The following is a 17,519-nucleotide window of genomic DNA, read 5'->3' as shown; positions in this document are numbered from 1 at the left end:
GCGGGCCCAACCCTTCCAGGAGTCGCGATGCGCATCGGCACCCAATCCTTCTACAACCAGAGCATGAACGGCATCGGTTCGCAGCAGCAGCAGCTGTTCCGCATCCAGCAGAAGCTCTCCGCCGGCACCAAGTTCCTGACCCCGGCCGACGACCCGGTGGCCGCGGCGCGCGCGCTCGGCGTTTCGGACACGCTCGCGCAGTCCTCGCAGTACGCGACCAGCCGCGACCGCGCGACGCTCTCGCTGTCGCGGGAGGAGGACGCGCTCAAGTCCGCCACCGACATCCTGCAGAACGTCAAGACCCTGGTGGTGCAGGCCGGCAACGGCACGCTGTCGGATGCCGACCGCGCCTCGCTGGCCACCGCCATCCAGAGCAACATCGACCAGCTGGTGAACGTGGCCAACGCCGACGACGGCAACGGCCAGTTCCTGTTCGCCGGCTTCAAGAGCGCCAGCCCGCCCTTCGTGGGGCAGACCGGCGGCGGCGTCCAGTACATGGGCGACCAGGGGCAGCGCCTGATCCAGATCGACGTCTCGCGGCAGATGGCCATCACCGACGACGGCCGCAGCGTGTTCCAGTCGGTGCAGGGCAGCGCGGGCTACGTCACCAGCGCGAGCGCCGCCAACACCGGCTCGGGCGTGTTCGGCGCGGTCGGCGTGACCGATGCCACGGCGCCGCTCTACGGCAAGGACTTCAGCATCAGCTTCACCGGCGGCAACTACACGGTGACGACCAACGACACGCCGCCCGTGGTGGCCGCCACCGGCGCCTTCACGGCCGGCACGCCGATCAGCTTCGGCGGCGTGCAGATCAGCATGAGCGGAACGCCGGCCGACGGCGACACCTTCCAGGTCGCCACCGCTCGGAACGCCGGCACCGACATCTTCGCGGCCCTCGGCGACGTGGTGAGCGCGCTGCGCCAGCCGGTCTCCGGCGGCGGCGCAGGCGCGCAGGCTGCGCTGCAGAACGCGCTCTCGACGGCCAACGTGAAGATCACCAATGCGCACGACAACGTGCTGACCGTTCGCTCCTCCGTCGGCTCGCGCATGAACGAGATCGATGCGCTCGACGCCGCGGGGGATTCGCGCGACCTGATCGACAAGGCCTACCTCTCGGATCTGCAGGACCTGGACCCGGCGGCGGCGATCTCGGAGTTTCTGCAGCGGCAGACCTCGCTGCAGGCGACGCAGCAGACCTTTGCGCGTCTGCATGGGATTGCGTTGTTCAACTACCTCTGAGCCGGGGCGTCACGCTGGGCGCTTTTCGATCCAGTGCGTTTCGTGCCCAAAGATTCTGTTTCCCCTTGGCGGATGGCACGGTAACGTCGAGTTACGAACTGGACAACGACATCAGCCGGCGTCTTACAGCCAGGCGCATGTGAATGTAAGACAAGAGCATTAGTCGTGTGATTATTTCCCACGTCTTGCTGCAACTTGTCGGAGAAGAAATGTCGCATTTCGTCACGTGCCAGAAGAAGGCGGCGGCATGGAGAAACTGCTGGCCTACCGCTTCTTCCCGACACGCCGTGGCTTCTAGCATCACAGCACTGGTCCCAGTCGTATAACCCAGAGCCGGATACCTGCCATGAGCGACGCAGTCCTCCAGGTAAAGCCGGACACGGGCGAGACGGTGAACAGCGAGCCGATGCTGGACCATGCGGCGAATGAGCCGCTCCAAGCGCCGGATCCCGCTGCGTCCAGGACAAGGTCGGCGCTGCCCAACTGGACGGATTGGCAGCCACCAGGGCCGGCAATCCCGCCGCACCAGTTGACCCGAGTCTGCAGCGCGTGTCAGACCCTCAACAGGGACACCGCTCACTACTGCCGGCATTGTGCGCGCAAGCTCCTGCCGCAGGAGGGCGAAGAGCCAACAGGGACGCTGACGAACTCCACGGCCGCGCAGCGGGTTTCGTCCCCATCGGTGGATTCATGGCCTCCGGTGCGCGCACAGCGCCGGAGCAAGGCTCCGCGACGCGTCCTCGGGATTCCAGTGCCTGCAGGGGTCGATGTGTCGATCGTCTGGCTGCTGATCGGCCTGGCGTTCTTGCATGTCTCTTTCGTGCTCTGGTATCTCGGCCGTTCGACGACGCAGGTCGCACCGCCCTCTGATCCGGCGGCGGTCCCATGGAAGGCCGCGACGGCACCGGAAAGGCCAGCTCAAACGATCGTCCCTCCCCAACCCGATCCGGTTGTCACCGCGCAAGCTGAGAGCGAGCCTTCCCTTTCGTCGGCGAATCAGGTCAAGAGCGAGCCTGCTCTTCCGACGGAAAGCGAGCCTCCAGCAATGACGGTCGAGGCGAAGAGCGAGCCCACCCAGTCGCCTGCGCAAGAGGTCCAGGCCTCCCAATCGCATGAGACTCCTCTTGTCCAGGACGACTCTCCTGCGCCGGCCAGGAACGCAGCGACGCCCGACCCTGCACCGCCTGGAACGATGCTTGCTCCACCGGCGCGCCCGCGAACCAGGTCTGCTTCTATCGGGACGGCGAGCGTCGAAAGGTCGGCGAAAGCCCGTGAGCAGCCCGTGGTTCGCGAAGCGCCAAGAGCCGTCGAGCCGGCGAAGGTCGCCGCGCCGGACAGGGTCAATGCATTGCCCGCACTCGCTCAACCTTCGTTCGTTCCCAGTGCACCGCCTCGCGTCGGTGAGCCGCGTTCTCGGCCGATTCCCGGCACGCAATACCAGACCGCTGCGCCCCGGCCGGCAGTGCCTGGTCATTGCGATCGATACAACCCATACGGCGAGGCGGTCTGTCTGAACTCTGCTCCGTCGGCGCGAGTGGCGCAGCCATCGCCGACCCTCACCGGCTCGCGCCAGGCTGGAAGCGCGGCACCCCCCAAAGGCTCAGGCGGTGGCAGCCTCAACTGGCTCTTTGCCGGCGGCGATGGCTCTGGCGGCGGCTCGGCTGGTAGTCCTGGGGCAGGTGGGCCCGGCAGTGGTGGTGCTGGGGGCAGTGCCGCAGGTGGCGCTGGCGCTGGTGGCGGCCCTGGGGCTGGTGGCGCAGGCGGTGGCGGTGGCGGTGGCGGTGGTCCTGGCGCTGGTGCTGGCGGTGGAGGCGGTGGCCCTGGTGCCGGCGCTGGCGGCGCAGGTGGGGCGGTGGGCCTGGTGCTGGTGGAGCAGGCGGTGGTGGCGGCCCCGGTGGCGGTGGTCCCAGCGGTGGCGGCGGTGGTGGCGGCCCCGGTGGCGGTGGTCCCGGCGGTGGCGGCGGTGGTGGCGGCCCCGGTGGCGGTGGTCCCGGCGGTGGCGGCGGTGGTGGCGGCCCGGTGGCGGTGGTCCCGGCGGTGGCGGCGGTGGTGGGGCCCGGTGGCGGTGGTCCCCGGCGGTGGCGGCGGCGGTGGTGGCCCTGGTGGCGGTGGTCCCGGCGGTGGCGGTGGCGGTGGTGGCCCCGGTGGCGGTGGTCCCGGCGGTGGCGGTGGCGGCCAGGTGGCGGCGGCGGTCCGGGTGGCGGTGGCGGTCCGGGTAGGTAACGCGTGGAGACGACGAAATGGCATTCGAAGGCATGCACCGCGAATTGCTGAGCCATCTTCAAGCGAAGCGCGCCGAGCAACCGCTGATTGGCGCTTGGGAGAAGGCTTGGCGCGACGCCCAAACTAGCGCCGGGGAACCGATCCCGTGTCCAGAGTGCTTTCTCGAGCGGAGGATGGCCAAGCTCGATCCGCTTCCAAGCTACGGTACTTTTGGCCAGGCAAGGTGCTCCAGCTGCGGGACCGTGTTCCTGTTTCCGAATGGATGACTCATCGCATGAACTCACCAGCAAAGGCGCGCAGAACGTATCGGCGGTTTTTCGCACGGACCGCCGTGTTCGCAACGATCTTGGTGCTCGGCCTCTTCGGCCTGGGACTCGTCTTCCCACCCGAGGCCACGCCGCCCTATGCGCTCTCCGCGGGCGGGGTAGGTGAGGCCGGTTCCGGCTTACGCGACCTTCAACTGCTGGTCATGGTCGGCTCGCTGATTGTTGCCATTGCTTCGTTCGTCGGGCTGGGCACCGCGGGAATGTTGGAATGGCTCGACGCGAGAAGAGCGCGCAAGGAAGCCAAAATGCGTTGGACCCGCGGGGACGCGCGGACAGTGGCCCTCACGACCGAACCCGCGAACGAACGCCTGCGCGCGCTGAGGGCAGTCACTACTTCATCGATCGAAGAAACACCCGCTCAGAAGCCTTGATGCAGCGATGCCTCGTTCGGTGCTCACGTGCATGACTCACTGAGGCTGCTCAGATCTCTTTAAAAATCTGTGCTCTGCAGAGAGCAAGCCGGTACTTGCTGCTCCCAGAAAGAGAAAATCTGAACATGACAACGACAAACGAAGCAGTCCGTGATCTCCTGAGCCACGAGCTTCCAAGAATCATGGGCTCTGAAGCCCGCGATGAAAGCCATTCATCGATGAAGATTCTGCTGGTGGGCAACTATGGGCCGGACAATCAGACCAGCATGCGAGCGTTCTTGCGCGTGCTCGAGCGCGAGCTGCCCAAGCTTGGTTGCGAACTGCGCGTCATCACTCCGCCGCAGCGGGTTCAGCGTTTGCCGCGCACCTCGCGCTTGTGGAAGTGGCTTGGCTACATAGACAAATTCATTCTTTTCATTCCGGGCCTTGCGACCCAAGCACGCTGGGCGGACGTGGTCCATATCTGCGACCACTCCAACAGCATGTACGTGCGCTGGCTCAAGAGCAGGCCGACGATCGTTACCTGCCACGACGTCATCGCGGTCCAGGCCGCGAGAGGAATGGTCGAGGGATGGAATGTCGGATGGAGCGGTCGCGTATTCCAACGTCTGATTTCATCGGGACTTGCGAAGGCCGACCTGGTCGCGTGTGTTTCGCACACGACTCAGCGCGCTCTTGTCGATCTGCAATTTGTGGATAAACGCAGAGTAACGACAGTGCTCAACGGCCTGAACGACAGCTTCTCACTTGTACAGCCGCAGGAAGCCCAGCAGCTGATCAAGCGATTGGGAGTTGGCGAACAAGACAAGTACCTCATTCACGTCGGCTTGGATTTGCCTCGCAAGAATCGCAGGGCGGTCATCGAAACGTTCATCGCGCTTCAACGGCGCGCTGCCGAACATGGTGTCCCCGCTCTCGTACAACACTTGATTCTTGTAGGCCCACATTTGGATCCGAATCTGACAGCCCTGGCATCTCAGCATGGTGTTGCCGAGCGGATCAGAACCTTGCAGGATGTTTCCCACGAGGAGCTCTGTGCGCTGTACGCCAGATCCACGGCCTTGCTGTTTCCTTCCCTGCAGGAAGGCTTCGGCTGGCCGTTGATCGAGGCCCAGGCTTGCGGCTGCCCGGTCTTCACTTCCGACCTGGAGCCGATGAACGAGATTGGTGGCCCAGGCGCTTGCTACCTGGATCCACACAACCCCGATGCCATGGCCGAAGCCATCGAGAACGCCGCCGGACGGCTCGAAGAGATGCGCACCCTGGGCTTGGAGAACGCGCAGCGGTTCTCAGCTGCGCAGATGATGGCGAACTACCTGGCCGCTTATCGCCGTGTGCTCGCATCGCGGCAGGGCTGCCGGTAAGGCGCTCAGGCGACGCGGCATGACTTGACGACAAAGGGCGCCGGGTCGGTGCCGAAGAAGGCATTGGTGCAGGGCACTGTGCCGTTGACCGTCTTCTGCACCCAGCGCGTGTCGGCGCCGTACCTCACCACGGTCGGCACTGACACGGTGAAGCTTTGTCCCTCGTTGGCGAGGAATGCGCCCGAGGGCGGCGGCGCTGGGGCCGGTGCGGGTGCCGGCGCAGGAGCAGGAGCAGGAGCAGGAGCAGGAGCAGGAGCAGGAGCAGGAGCGGAAGGCGTGTCAGCGAAGCAGGACTTCACAGTCATCGGTGCCGGGTCCAGGCCGAAGAAGGTGCTGGAACAGCTGGCGCTGCCCGAGACCATCTTGCTGATCCAGCGGGTGTCTGCGCCGAAGCTCACCAAGGCCGGGCTGGCCACGCTGAAACTGCCGCCTTCGTTGGCGACCAGCTTGTCCCCCGAAGGCGGCTGATTGCCCAGCACGACGCCCGCCGCTTGCGGCGTGAGTACCTCGCAGGCCTTGGCGAGGCCGGGTGCGGGATTGGCGTCGAAGAATTCGTTGTTGCAGGCCACGGCGCCGGATGCGGTCTTCTGAACCCAGCTGCCGCTGCCATAGCGCACCGTGGTGGCCGTCGGCAGGGTGAAGCTCTGCCCCTGATCGGCGGCCTTGGACCAACTCGCGTCGACCTTCATGATCTTGGCCACCGAGGGCACGCCGGCACTGTCGATGACGAACAGCATGTAGTAGCCGATCGGCAACGTGTTCGGCCCTTCGTTCAGCTTGATGCTCACCGTCGAGCTGCCCGTTTCCTGCGTGAAGGGCAGTTCCAGGAATCGCTGCTCGAAGTTGGTCGAGTGGGTCACCGAGCCGGTGCGGATCAGCGTCACGCGCTGGATCGCCCGGCCCGACGCCACCGTGATGCCGAAAGTCGAGCCGAGGTCGACCTTGGCCGGCGCGGAGTTGATCATCGGCCGCGCCTGCTTCTGGCCATTGCTGTCGAAGAGGTAGGGCGGCGAATAGATCTCGGCGTTCAGGTTGACCACCGGGCCGGGCGAGCCGCCGCCGACGGAGAGCACCGTCGCGTCGGGCAGCAGGATCGCCGACGAGTGATAGAGCCGCGGCTTGGCAGCCGATGCGCCGGTGGTCCAGCCGTTGGTCTTCGGGTCCCAGATCAGGGTCGAGAAGGCGGTGTCGACCAGCACGTTGTCCTCCGAAGAGCCGCCGGTGACGGCCACCTTGCCGTCGGCCAGCACCGTCGCAGTACTCCAGATGCGGTTGGGGCCGGGGCCGGCAATCGGCGTGACGACGGGCGTACTGCCGTTGACGTCGACCACCATCGCGCCGCCTTCGTCGTCCACCATCATCATGCGGCCGCGGTCGAACAGCGCCCAGGGCAGCGTCCAGTCGGTGTTTTTGGGCAGCGTGCCGATGGAGTCCATCGTCTCCGCCTCGACATCCAGACTGAAGAGACTGCTGCCGCTGGCGATCACGACCTTGCCGTTCGGCGCCAGGAAACCGCGCGGGTAGTACCAGTCGGCCGGCCAGTTCGCGATCTTCGACAGCGTCTTCCAGCCCGAGCCCGGCATGTAGATCTCTGGCGGTCCCGCGCCGGCGCCGTTCTCGTCGATGCCGGCGGCCGTCAGCACGCGGCCGTCCGACAGCGGGTACAGCGAGCCGTACCAGCGCGCGTACTGCATCGGCGTGCCGGAGGCCTTCAGTTCCAGCAGCAGCGGATCGAACAGGTTCGTGTCGCGCACGCCCAGGTTGGGTGGCGTGCCGTCGTTCAGGCCGCGGGTGTCGCCGCCCGCGAGCAGCACTTGGCCGGTGGTCGGCAGCATCACCTGCGCGTTGCAGAACATGTCGGTGCGCGTGGCGTGCTGCAGCAGACTGTGCGCGCTGGTCGCCGGATTCCACACGTCGTAGTAAAGCTGCGCACCCTGGTTCCCGTCCGGGTCGGTGCCATAGCTCATGATCTTGCCGTCCGGCGTCAGGATGGCGTGAATGGCATTGAGCGGCCAACTGCTTGCGGAAGACCATTGGCCCTGGATCTCGGGGCCGGCCATGGTGCCGGTCTGCAGGTTGGAACTCTTGCGCTTCGGGCCGTCGCCCCGATCGATGGGCGCCGGCACTTGGCGCTCGCGCTCACGCTCGCGCTCGATGTCGTCGCGCGTGCGCACGGCACGCCGGATCTTGCCGGGCTTGGCAGCGTCGCTGCGGGTCGCCTCAGGCGCGCCGGTGCCGCTGCTGCTGCCGTCGCTCGTTGCTCCCTTCCCGGCGCCCGCCGCCGACAGGCCACCCGCCCCACCGCCACCGCCGCCACAACCCGATATCAAGGCCGCAACGGAAACGGCGACAAGGGTCAGGCGAAAGACGTGGCACTTGCAAGACATGGGCGCTCCGCAAAATCATGAGTACTTTGCGGTTATATGTTGAGGGCCTCGCATGACCTGCCGCTTGCGACGTTCTCCTACGGAAGGCCGCGTTGTCAGCGAACTTCGGCGTTGGCAATACGCGACGCTCTAGGTCTAGGCGTGCGCGGTGCCGTCGAGCCATCGCGATGAAGTCATTGGCGAATTGCAGGCGAGGTGGGCCGCCCGGTGACCACTCAGGTAACCGCTACAGCGCCACGCCCCACGCTTCGCGCGCGACCTCGACGGGACTGCGTGTGCCCTGCAACGCATACAGCTCGACGGCGAAGTTGGCCGTCTGCTCAATGTCGGCGCACCCTTCGGAGAGGCGGTGCCACTCGACGACGAAATCGTGCTGCCACTGGCGGCCGCGGTCGAGGTTCGCGCCGGGCATCGCCGTCGGCACCTCTTGTTGCCAAGTCATTTTTCCTCCTTGTTTCAGTGGCGGTGGTCAGCACGCTGCCACCGAGCACGCGACTTCCACCGGTCTGAGGCCATCCTAAGTCGTGGAAATGACGCTCAAGAGGGCGGTGGACGTTGGCGGTCACGAGTTGTGACTTCGGTAATCGGCGCGGGCACCAACAACCGCCCGCGGCTTCAACTTCGAACTCGCCAGGGCGTTTGCGCACATGGCCGCGAGACGCTGTCCGACACCCAACCATTTGGCAGTACACGACAACCCAGCGTGGTTGTGAAGTTTTCACATTCTTACGTGCTCGCCAGCCCGATCCGCGTCCGCGCGACACCACACGCGACACCCCACGCGACATACACCCACCCAGTGAGGATTGCTTCGTGAGAGACGCACTACAGAGGGCTGACAAATCCGACTCAGATACCTTCGATCCTTTCGCATTCGGCGACCTCGAGGCGATCATTTCCACCACGGAGGCTCAGCGCGAGGTTTGGCTTGGAGATCGTCTAAGTCCGGAGGCCGCCCTGGCGTACAACGAAGCCAGCGCGCTGCGACTTGCAGGCCCGCTCGACAAAGGCGCGCTGCAGCGATCGATCGGCCGCTTGCTGGCGCGCCACGAGTGCCTTCGCGCGACCTTTTCGGCAGATGGCACGCAGCTATTCATTGCTGCAGCCCAGCCCTTCGCGCTGCAACGTATCGACCTGTCGAAGTCCGATGCGGCGGAGCAAGCACGCCGGCTCGCGGCGGCCTTCGAAACTGCAGTTTGCGAGCGCTTCATCCTGGAGCAGGGCCCGCTCTTTCGCGCAAGACTCTATGGCACCGGGCCAGAAGATCACACACTCCTGATCAGCGCCCACCATGCTGTCTGCGATGGATGGTCCTGGAGCGTGATCTGGGGCGAGCTGGGTCGCCTTTATGCACTCGAATCGGGCCTGGGCTCGTCGCTGGAGCCGGCGCCTCGCTATGCGGACTACGCGCAGTGGGAGGCCCACGAGATGGCCGGCCCGCGCATGCAGCCCCATGTCGACTATTGGTTGGAGCGCTTCGCCGGCGGCAGCGTGCCGATGCTCGAGTTGCCGCTCGATCGACCGCGACCGCAGACGCGGACATTCCGGTCGCGCCGCATGGACGGACTGCTCGACGCCGAGCTGATCGGCGCGGTTCGCAAGCTGGCCGCCGGATCGGGTGCAAGCCTTTACGCCGCACTCTTCGGTGCCTTCGCCGGTCTCCTCCACCGCCTGACAGAGCAGGGGGACCTGGTCGTCGGCATCGCCGCCGCCGGCCAGCTCGCCAGCGAAATGCCTCGGCTCGTAGGGCATTGCGTCAGCCTCCTGCCCCTGCGCATCTCGGTGAATGCCTCGACGGCTCTGCACGAACTGGTAAGCCAGAGCCGCGACCTGTTGCTCGATGCGTTCGAGCATCAGAACCTCACCTATGGGACGCTTCTCAAGAAGCTCCTGGTGCCACGGGATCCGAGTCGTCTGCCGCTGGTCAGCGTCCTCTTCAACGTCGACGCCGGCGCCGAGAGGGCGGCCGGTGAGTTTCCCGGCTTGCAGACGCAACTGCGCAGCATCCCGCGCGCCTACGAGAACTTCGAACTCTTCCTCAATCTCACGCCGGTCGCTGGCGGCATGCAGTACGAGGTGCAGTACAACGTCGACCTGTTCGACGAGGAGTCCATTCGTCGCTGGCTGGGAATGTACGAACGCCTCCTGATGGCCGCCGTGCGCGATCCCCGCGCCGCGCTCGGCTGCGTCGATCTCCTCACTGCCGCCGAGGAGGCGCGTCTTCTTGCGCTGCAGCCGGCACCGACGCCGCTCGAAAGCAGCGGCCTCATGCATGCAGGCTTTGAAGTGACTGCGGTGGCGCAGCCTGATCGAGTGGCGCTGCGGCACAGCGGGCAGCGCTGGACCTACCGTGAACTGGACGAGCGATCCAACCGTCTGGCACATGCATTGCGCGCGCGTGGTGTAGGTCGCGGGGAACGCGTAGGCCTGTGCCTGGCGCGAGACGTCGACATGGTGGTTGCCCTGCTGGCGGTACTCAAATGCGGCGCAGCCTACGTGCCGCTGGACCCGGATTTCCCCAAGGCGCGCCTCGACTATCAGGCAGAGGATGCGCGGCTCGGTCTGCTGATCACCGCGTCCGGCATCGCCAGCGCTCCCAGCAGTTGGTGCCACGATCCTGACAAACAGGTGCTCCGGTTGGACACGGAAACCCGATGGCTGGAAGCGCCGGCGAGCCCGCTGCCCCCGGGACCGCAGGACGCCAGATCCGGCGACATGGCCTTCCTCATCTACACCTCCGGCTCGACCGGCAAGCCGAAGGGCGTGGCCATATCTCACGGTGCCGTTGCCAACCTGCTTCGAAGCATGCGCCACGAGCTTGGCATAGGCCCTGAAGACCGGGTGGCGGCCGTGAGCACGCTGAGCTTCGACATTGCGGTGCTCGAGCTGATTGTTCCGCTCGAAGTCGGTGCCGAAATAGTGCTGGTGGCTCGCGAGACAGCGAAGGACGGCCAGGCAATGCGCCAGCTGATCGAAGGTGAGGACGTCACGGTGCTGCAGGGCACGCCGAGCGCCTGGCGGCTATTGCTGGACGCGCAGTGGCAAGGCAAGCCGGGACTGAAGGCAATGTCCGGCGGAGAGACCATGTCCCGCGACCTCGCACTCGCTCTGAGTTCGCGTTGCGGTGAGCTCTGGAACTTGTATGGGCCCACAGAAACGACCGTCTACTCGACCCTGTGGCGCGTGGACGATGCGCAGGTCGTTCGCAATGGCGTTTCCATCGGGCGACCTATCGCGAACACCAGCGTCTGGATCCTCGATGCGCAAGGACAGCGATGTCCCGTCGGCGTGCCGGGGGAAATCTGCATCGGCGGTGCTGGTCTTGCCATCGGCTACTTCGACCGCCCCGAGCTGACGGAGAAGCTCTTCGTTTCTGACGCGGGGTTCGACGCAGGCGGCCGGCTTTACCGTAGCGGCGATCGTGGCCGCTGGCGCAACGACGGCCTGCTCGAACACCTCGGCCGCCTCGATGACCAGGTCAAGGTGCGTGGCTATCGCATCGAACCGGGAGAGGTGGAGGCGTGCTGCAACGACGTGCCTGCGGTGGGTGCAAGCCTCGTTGTTGCGCGTGAGGACCAACCCGGCGACGTGCGTCTGGTCGCCTATCTCGTCGCGGCAGCCGGTGCTGAGATCGACACCTCGGTCGTGAAGCAGGCGCTGTGTGCGCGTCTTCCGCCGTACATGCTGCCGCAGCATCTCGTCGTGCTCGACGCGTTTCCACGGCTTCCCAACGGCAAGCCGGACAGAAAGGCGCTGCCTGCACCTGGCGAACCAAACACCACGAAGCCAGTGCAACCCACCCACACCGTTGCCCCGCGCGACCGGCGCGAGCAAATCGTGCTTCGTGCCATGGAGCAGGTGCTGAGCCTGCCGGCGCTGGGCATCCGAGACGACTTCTTCGCCCTGGGCGGCCACTCGCTGTTGGCATCGCGGCTTGCCACTTTGTTGAGTCGGGAGTTCGGCGTGACCATCCCCCTGCGCACGCTTTTCGCAGCGCCGACCGCAGAGCGCCTGGCGGCGGCCGTGAGCGAACTGCAGGCGGGAGGCGTTTCTCCCGTGGAGCGAATACCGCACCGCGCCGGGCGGCGCAGCGCGCCCCTCACGCCGATGCAGGAACGCATACTGTTTCTCGAAGAACTGCATCCCGGCCGATCCGTCTACAACACGCCGTCGGCTCACCGGCTGACGGGCCGTTTGAACGCCTTGGCCTTTCATGAGGCGCTGCGCGAGATCGTGCGTCGTCAGCCCGCGTTGCGTACCGCATTTCACAAGGACGCGAAGACCGGCGAATTCGTCGCATCGATCGCTGCCGAGGTGCCGGTCGAAATGTTGCGCATCGACCTGGGCGGATGGCCCGCCGACCAGCGCGAGCCCGAACTTGTCGAGAAGTTGCAGGAAGTGGCCGACGAGTTGATCGATATTCGTGATGCGCCGCTCTTCAACGCCGCCCTGATTCGCATCGACGACGACGACCACGTGTTCGTCTTTGTCCCGCACCGCCTGGTATGGGATGGCGGCTCGATCGATTTGCTCATCAACGAACTGTCCGTCATCTATCAAGCGCAGCTCGATGGAGTGCCGCATGACCTGCCAGCACTGACGGTGACGCACGGCGACTATGCCGAGTGGTACGTGAACTGGCTGGCCTCGACGCAATTCGAAGAACAGTTGAGTTTCTGGAAAACCTGTTTCGCCGGCGCACCGCCGCCGAAGGCATTGGGCACCGATAGGCCGCGGAGAGCGGGCATGACCGGCCAGGGCAGCACGTACTGGATGGCGGTCGATGGCGTGCTCACGCAAAAGCTGCGGTCGGTGGCGAGCAGCCATGAAGTCACGCTCAATATGCTCGCGCTCGGCATCTACGTCCTTCTGCTGAGCAGCGTGGCCGATGCGCGTTCGCTCGTCGTCGCAACGCCGGTCCGCGGTCGCCAGTTTCCGGAACTCGAAACTGTGATGGGCCTGTTTGGCAACCTGTTGCCGCTTCCCCTCGAGATCGATCTTCGGCAGACGCTCGGCGAGTTCGTGCAATACCTGAAGCATCGACTGGTCTCGGCGATGGACAACCAGCAGGTTCCCTTCGAGCGTTTTGCGAGCGAGCCCGAGTTCTCTGGACGAGCCAAGGGCGTCGGCCTCTACCAGGTGCTCTTCTCCTTCGAGGACACGCGCGAGCGGGCGCCAGCCATTGGACCGCTGGAGCATCGTCAAATTCAGCTGTCGCAGCGCGGCGCCACCGAGGACATCGGCTTGTGGCTGGCCGAGGGGCGCGCCGGTCTTGAGGGGGGACTCACCTACAACGCAGACATCTACCGGCGCGAAACCGCTGTGGCCTTGGGGAATCGCTATGTCGAGTTGCTGCAACAGGTGGTGGAGCACCCGCAAGAAACCTTGGGCGCCTTGGTTGCGGCCGGCGATTCGCCCGACGCGGCGTACCTTCAGCGCTTGTTGCGTAGTGGAAACGACGAGCGTGCGTCTTACGAGCGAGCGGAGGGTGCTGCGAACGGTGCTGCGGAAACGTCGAGCACCACGGTGCTTGTTCCTGGTCAATTGCAGCTGGCGCAGATCTGGGCCGACGTGCTCAAGATCAAGATCTCCGAGATCCGGCCCAGTGACAACTTCTTCGACCTTGGCGGTGATTCATTGCTCGCCATGCGCGTGATCCAGTTGGCAGAACGAAGCTTGGGCTTCCGCACGGCGCCGCCAAGGTATGTCTTTGAGAACCTGAGTCAGATTGCTTCCGGAGAGGCAGCGGCGACTCTCGCCGAGGTGCTGGGCGGCGGCAACGCGAAACGCAAAGCGCCGCAGGGACGAACCTTGTTTGGCAGGATGTTCTCTGCCTGGGGCAAGACCACCAGAAGCACCTGAGTATCTCGAACGGCGCTGCCCGTGCTGCCATGCCTTTTGAGCACCCTCTGACTCCTTGGAAGGGCCTGCGTGCTCAACACTTCACTTGAAAAGATGCCAAGTTTTCTACGATCCATTGCAGTTACGGTCGACGAGCCAGACCCAGGGCATTTTTACTGGGTTTTGCTGGAGTCGCGATCGCCTCACCATGACGAATTCCGCCTTTTGAACTCGGCTCCTCGCGGGACAGATAGTTATGAAAAGGCCTTGCACGAGGGCGTCAACGAACTACGCAGACTCTGTCAGACCAGCGCGATCGGTCCGCGCCGCGAATGTCAAGGCGAGGATGAAAATCCGTCGGGATGGACTCCACTGGTGTGACCCGTGGGTCACGGTGCTATTCGCGACTGTTAAAAGCCCACGGCGTCCCGTCACAGCCAGCGTTCTTACAAACCGGAGAATCCCATGGATAAGGACACCGGCGAGCCTGAGTCCATCTCGTTCGAGCAGGACTGTGAGGTCCGTGAATGGGCGACGCGGCTCGGCTGTACGGAACAGGACCTGCGCGAGGCGGTCAAGGCCGTCGCCAACCTCATCTCGCTCGAGCACGATGATGAAATCTGCGATTGGGCAATGAGTCTTGGCTGCACCGAAGCCGAGTTGCGCGCCGCCGTAAAGGCAGTCGGTTACCCGGACGCGGTGCGCGCCGCCGGTGACCCGCTCTTCAAGCCCGGAGAATTCAACGACGTGTAGCCCACCGGATAGTTCGAACTTGCCGCGCAGCCGTTCAAGACCCGTGTCGTTTGAACAACGCCCCACCAGGCAACACGAGACTTTCCTCACGCCCACACAAAGTTTTCACGACCAGCAATGCTTCTTTACGAACGCTTCAGCGACGCTTAAGGATCGACAAAGAGACTGATTCCACAGCAAAGGAAGAAGTCCCGAGCTCCACCGAAAGGATCCCACGTCATGAAGCGTTCTGCCGCCCCTCAGCCCCTCACCCCCTCGCAGATCGAGCTGGTGCTCGAGTTGCTCGAGCTGTGCCAGCTGGCACCGAAGGAGACCGCTGCGAGGTTCAACCAGCTGATCCAGGCCGGTACGTTCTCGGAGGCCCAGCAGGACGCCATCGAGATCCTCTTCTCCCTCGAAGAGGACGAGATTCCCGACGCGCTTCTCGATTTCGCGGACGACGACGCCCGCCCCATCGTTCGCGATGGGCTGGCGCACGAGGCGCGGCTCAGCTTCGTCGCAGCCTGAGAAGCTCAGGCAGGCAGGCCGGCCGAGGCCGCTGACTTGCGATACCGCTGCCGGGCTTCGGCCAGCATGGCTTCCTTGGGCAGCAGCTGGGTGCCGCCCACCCACAGCTCGGCCGGATGGCCCTTGCGATCGCGCACCAGGCGCACCGCCTGACCCGGGCTGTTGTACCCGGAGGTCCGGGCAATGACGCCGCTGTCCTTGCCCGAGATCTCGAACTCCGTCGTGGCGCTGTCGAAGGGCACGCTCATCGCCGGGGCGACCTGGCAGACGACCTTGCCCATGGCCACCAGGTCGCTCGCGCCCCACATGCTCCACCAGCGGCCGTTCCAGGCCGCCTCTTTGCGTCCCGGCGCGCCATGGCGCTTGAAGGCGGAAAGAATGCCGTGGATGCCGTCCACCCACGGGTAGGACCACCCGTCCAGTGCGTTGCACAGCACCGTGACCGTGAAGCCTGATTCGGGGAAGCGCGCCGTGCGCGACACGAAGCCCTGCAGGCCGCCGGTGTGGCCGTACCACTCCTTGGGCCCGGGCCCGCTCATCATCGTGCCGTAGCCGTAGTGCGATTCCTGGGCGCTGCAGGGGTCGCGCCAACGGCGATGGATCATCTCGCGCCGGCTGGCGGCGGACAGAATGCTCTTCCTGCTCTCGGGCGCCAGCTGCGCGAAGAAGCGCACCACGTCCGCCGCCGTCGAGACGAAGCCCCCGGCCGGCGCGATGGCATGGCAGACGTTGTCGCCCGGCACGACCAGGCGCTGGCCGAAGGGGAATTCGGTGCTGTGCCCCTTGGCCAGGGGGACCGAGCGAGGCAGTTGCGGGATGTCGGGCACCGTCTCGCGCAAGCCTGCCGCCTCGACGACATGGCGGGCGACCCACGCCGGGTACTCGGTGCCGCTGATCTCCTCGATCATCAGCCCCAGCAATCCGTAGCCGTGGTTGGAGTACTTGAGCTGGAGGCCGGGCGCGAGCGGCTGCTTCTTGGCCAGCTCCGCGCGCAGCTCGGCGCGGGAGAGGAAGGGCCGGCGGTCCAGGAACTGCCCGCTATCGGCACCGTCGCGCACGACGCCGGCACCGTGAGACAGCAGCTCGCCGACGCGGGCCTTCGCCAGCGCCTTGTGCAGGCCGCTCACGTGGCGCCCGATCGGATCGTCGAGGCCGAGCTTGCCTTGCTCCCGCAGCAGCATCACGCCGCTGGCGGTGAAGGTCTTGGAGTGCGAGGCGATGCGAAAGCGATGCCGGGGCGTGAGCGCCTGGCCGGTGCCCAGGTCGGCGCTTCCGAGGGCGAATTCCGCGACGAGTTCCTGGCCTTGCGCGATCGCCACGCTGCAGCCGACCTGCTGATGCCGTTCGAGCTGGAAGCCGAGCCAGCCGGGGATGTAGTCGAGGGCGGCCTGGAGCCAGGCGGACTTGGCGTTCTTCTTCATAGGCATCGTCGTCGCTGTGGAAAAAGGGGTTGGGAGTGTAGTGCCTGCCTCCTTCAATAGGACCCGGGCGGCGGCGTGGTCGCCAGCTTGAATCGCCGCGCCGAGGGGTCGAGTGCGATCAGCTTCGCGCGAGCCGACCCGACCAGCCCGCCCAGGGACGCCTTGAACGCATCGGTCCTCGGCGATTCGCCGGGGTAGCGGGGCGACAGGCCGCATCGCCGCATGACCCGGTTGACCTGGTGCACGCGCGCGACCTTGCGCGTGATCGAGGTGTAGAAGGTCACGCCGATCGAGATCGAGACGCGATCGCCGGGGCCCGTCCAGTCCGGGTCGGAACGCGTCATGTGGGGCGAGGTGCTCGGGAAGTACACGCCGTCGCCCGGACGCGCATGGAACTCCTGGCTGTGGGTGCGGAACTCCTCGCGGTAGCGGACCTTGCGCAGCGAATGCGTGACGATGAAGTCCTCCACCGCCTCGGCCGGCACGATGCGCCGGTCACGGTGGTCCCAGACGTTCATGATCTTGCGGCCGTGCAGCTGCAGCCAGAAGTTGTTCTCGCGGTCGATGTGGAAGGGCGTCACCGACGGCGGCGCCGAGATGAAGACGAAGCCGTTCACCCGGAACACGTCGGGCTGCTCGGCCTCGACGCTGTCCTGCATGATGCCGACCACCGCCCACAGCAGCGCCTGGTAGCGCGGGATGACCTCGATGTTGTAGAGCGCGACGGAGGAAGCCGGCTCTTCCAGCCGCTCGAAGAACTCGTCGATGCTGCGCCCGTCGGGATGGCGGCTGTCGTGCGCGATGACCGACGCCGGGGTCAGGCCCGGCCGCATGAAGCGGCATTGCTCGAGGGGCGCGAGCTCCTTGCCCAGCTTGATCAGTTCGGCAACCTGGAACAGGGGATGCTCGTGGAAGTTGTGGTGCAGCGGGGTGATCCGGTGCGTGGAGAAGGCGGCCGGATCGTCGGCCCAAAGGTGGTACGTGCCCGTGCTGCCGGGCATCGCAGGCTGGCTGATGCTGCACATCGGAACCTCCAGTCCGGCTCGGGAGAACCGGCGCTTTCCGAGATGGAAAATCATAGTCCCGG

General features: G+C 65.5%; 11 protein-coding genes. 6 read left to right on the top strand and 5 right to left on the bottom strand.

All coding sequences use genetic code 11. The features are described from left to right. The first annotated feature begins 27 nt into the window (after positions 1–27). Positions 28–1,239: a flagellar hook-associated protein FlgL gene (gene flgL / locus GXN78_RS23985; RefSeq protein ID WP_106560162.1), complete on the top strand. Its 1,212-nt coding sequence runs from the start codon at positions 28–30 to the stop codon at positions 1,237–1,239. A 1,600-nt stretch (positions 1,240–2,839) separates the two neighbouring features. Here the strand turns inward: flgL and GXN78_RS40895 are convergent. Continuing rightward, positions 2,840–3,496, bottom strand: coding sequence for a hypothetical protein (locus tag GXN78_RS40895; protein WP_204162274.1), 657 nt, complete (start codon positions 3,494–3,496; stop codon positions 2,840–2,842). A 240-nt stretch (positions 3,497–3,736) separates the two neighbouring features. Between GXN78_RS40895 and GXN78_RS23970 the strand changes: the two genes are divergently transcribed. Both GXN78_RS23970 and GXN78_RS23965 read left to right on the top strand, forming a co-directional pair. After that, positions 3,737–4,159, top strand: coding sequence for a hypothetical protein (locus GXN78_RS23970; RefSeq protein WP_146163148.1), 423 nt, complete (start codon positions 3,737–3,739; stop codon positions 4,157–4,159). Between the two features lie 125 nt (positions 4,160–4,284). Beyond that, positions 4,285–5,523, top strand: a complete 1,239-nt coding sequence (locus tag GXN78_RS23965) for a glycosyltransferase family 1 protein (protein WP_106559821.1) — start codon at positions 4,285–4,287, stop codon at positions 5,521–5,523. Between the two features lie 5 nt (positions 5,524–5,528). Here the strand turns inward: GXN78_RS23965 and GXN78_RS23960 are convergent, their stop codons facing one another. After that, the gene (locus GXN78_RS23960) at positions 5,529–7,910 is read right to left on the bottom strand and encodes a galactose oxidase-like domain-containing protein (RefSeq protein WP_106559822.1); all 2,382 of its coding nucleotides are present in this window, start codon (positions 7,908–7,910) and stop codon (positions 5,529–5,531) included. A 226-nt stretch (positions 7,911–8,136) separates the two neighbouring features. Further along, positions 8,137–8,352: a hypothetical protein gene (locus tag GXN78_RS23955; protein WP_106559823.1), complete on the bottom strand. Its 216-nt coding sequence runs from the start codon at positions 8,350–8,352 to the stop codon at positions 8,137–8,139. A gap of 371 nt (positions 8,353–8,723) precedes the next feature. Here GXN78_RS23955 and GXN78_RS23950 point away from each other — a divergent pair, with 371 nt between their 5' ends. The 3 genes from GXN78_RS23950 (at position 8,724) to GXN78_RS23940 (ending at position 15,011) form a co-directional block, all read left to right on the top strand. Beyond that, on the top strand, positions 8,724–13,772 hold the full coding sequence (locus GXN78_RS23950) for a non-ribosomal peptide synthetase (protein WP_106559824.1): 5,049 nt from the start codon (positions 8,724–8,726) through the stop codon (positions 13,770–13,772). A gap of 444 nt (positions 13,773–14,216) precedes the next feature. Continuing rightward, the gene (locus GXN78_RS23945; RefSeq protein ID WP_146163155.1) at positions 14,217–14,504 is read left to right on the top strand and encodes a DUF3606 domain-containing protein; all 288 of its coding nucleotides are present in this window, start codon (positions 14,217–14,219) and stop codon (positions 14,502–14,504) included. A 219-nt stretch (positions 14,505–14,723) separates the two neighbouring features. Further along, positions 14,724–15,011 carry a hypothetical protein gene (locus GXN78_RS23940; protein ID WP_106559825.1) on the top strand — a complete coding sequence of 96 codons (288 nt, stop codon included), beginning with the start codon at positions 14,724–14,726 and terminating at the stop codon, positions 15,009–15,011. A 5-nt stretch (positions 15,012–15,016) separates the two neighbouring features. Here the strand turns inward: GXN78_RS23940 and GXN78_RS23935 are convergent, their stop codons facing one another. Both GXN78_RS23935 and GXN78_RS23930 read right to left on the bottom strand, forming a co-directional pair. Further along, positions 15,017–16,432 (bottom strand): serine hydrolase domain-containing protein, encoded by a 1,416-nt coding sequence (locus tag GXN78_RS23935; RefSeq protein ID WP_106559826.1) that lies wholly within the window; start codon positions 16,430–16,432, stop codon positions 15,017–15,019. A gap of 53 nt (positions 16,433–16,485) precedes the next feature. Beyond that, positions 16,486–17,457 carry a cupin domain-containing protein gene (locus GXN78_RS23930; RefSeq protein ID WP_106559827.1) on the bottom strand — a complete coding sequence of 324 codons (972 nt, stop codon included), beginning with the start codon at positions 17,455–17,457 and terminating at the stop codon, positions 16,486–16,488. Between the last annotated feature and the right edge of the window lie 62 nt (positions 17,458–17,519).

The sequence above is a fragment of the Variovorax sp. WS11 genome (assembly GCF_010499245.1).
Taxonomy (GTDB): Bacteria; Pseudomonadota; Gammaproteobacteria; order Burkholderiales; family Burkholderiaceae_C; genus Variovorax.
The sequence above is the reverse complement of the archived record's forward strand: the minus strand, read 5'-3'. Positions and strand labels throughout refer to the sequence as shown.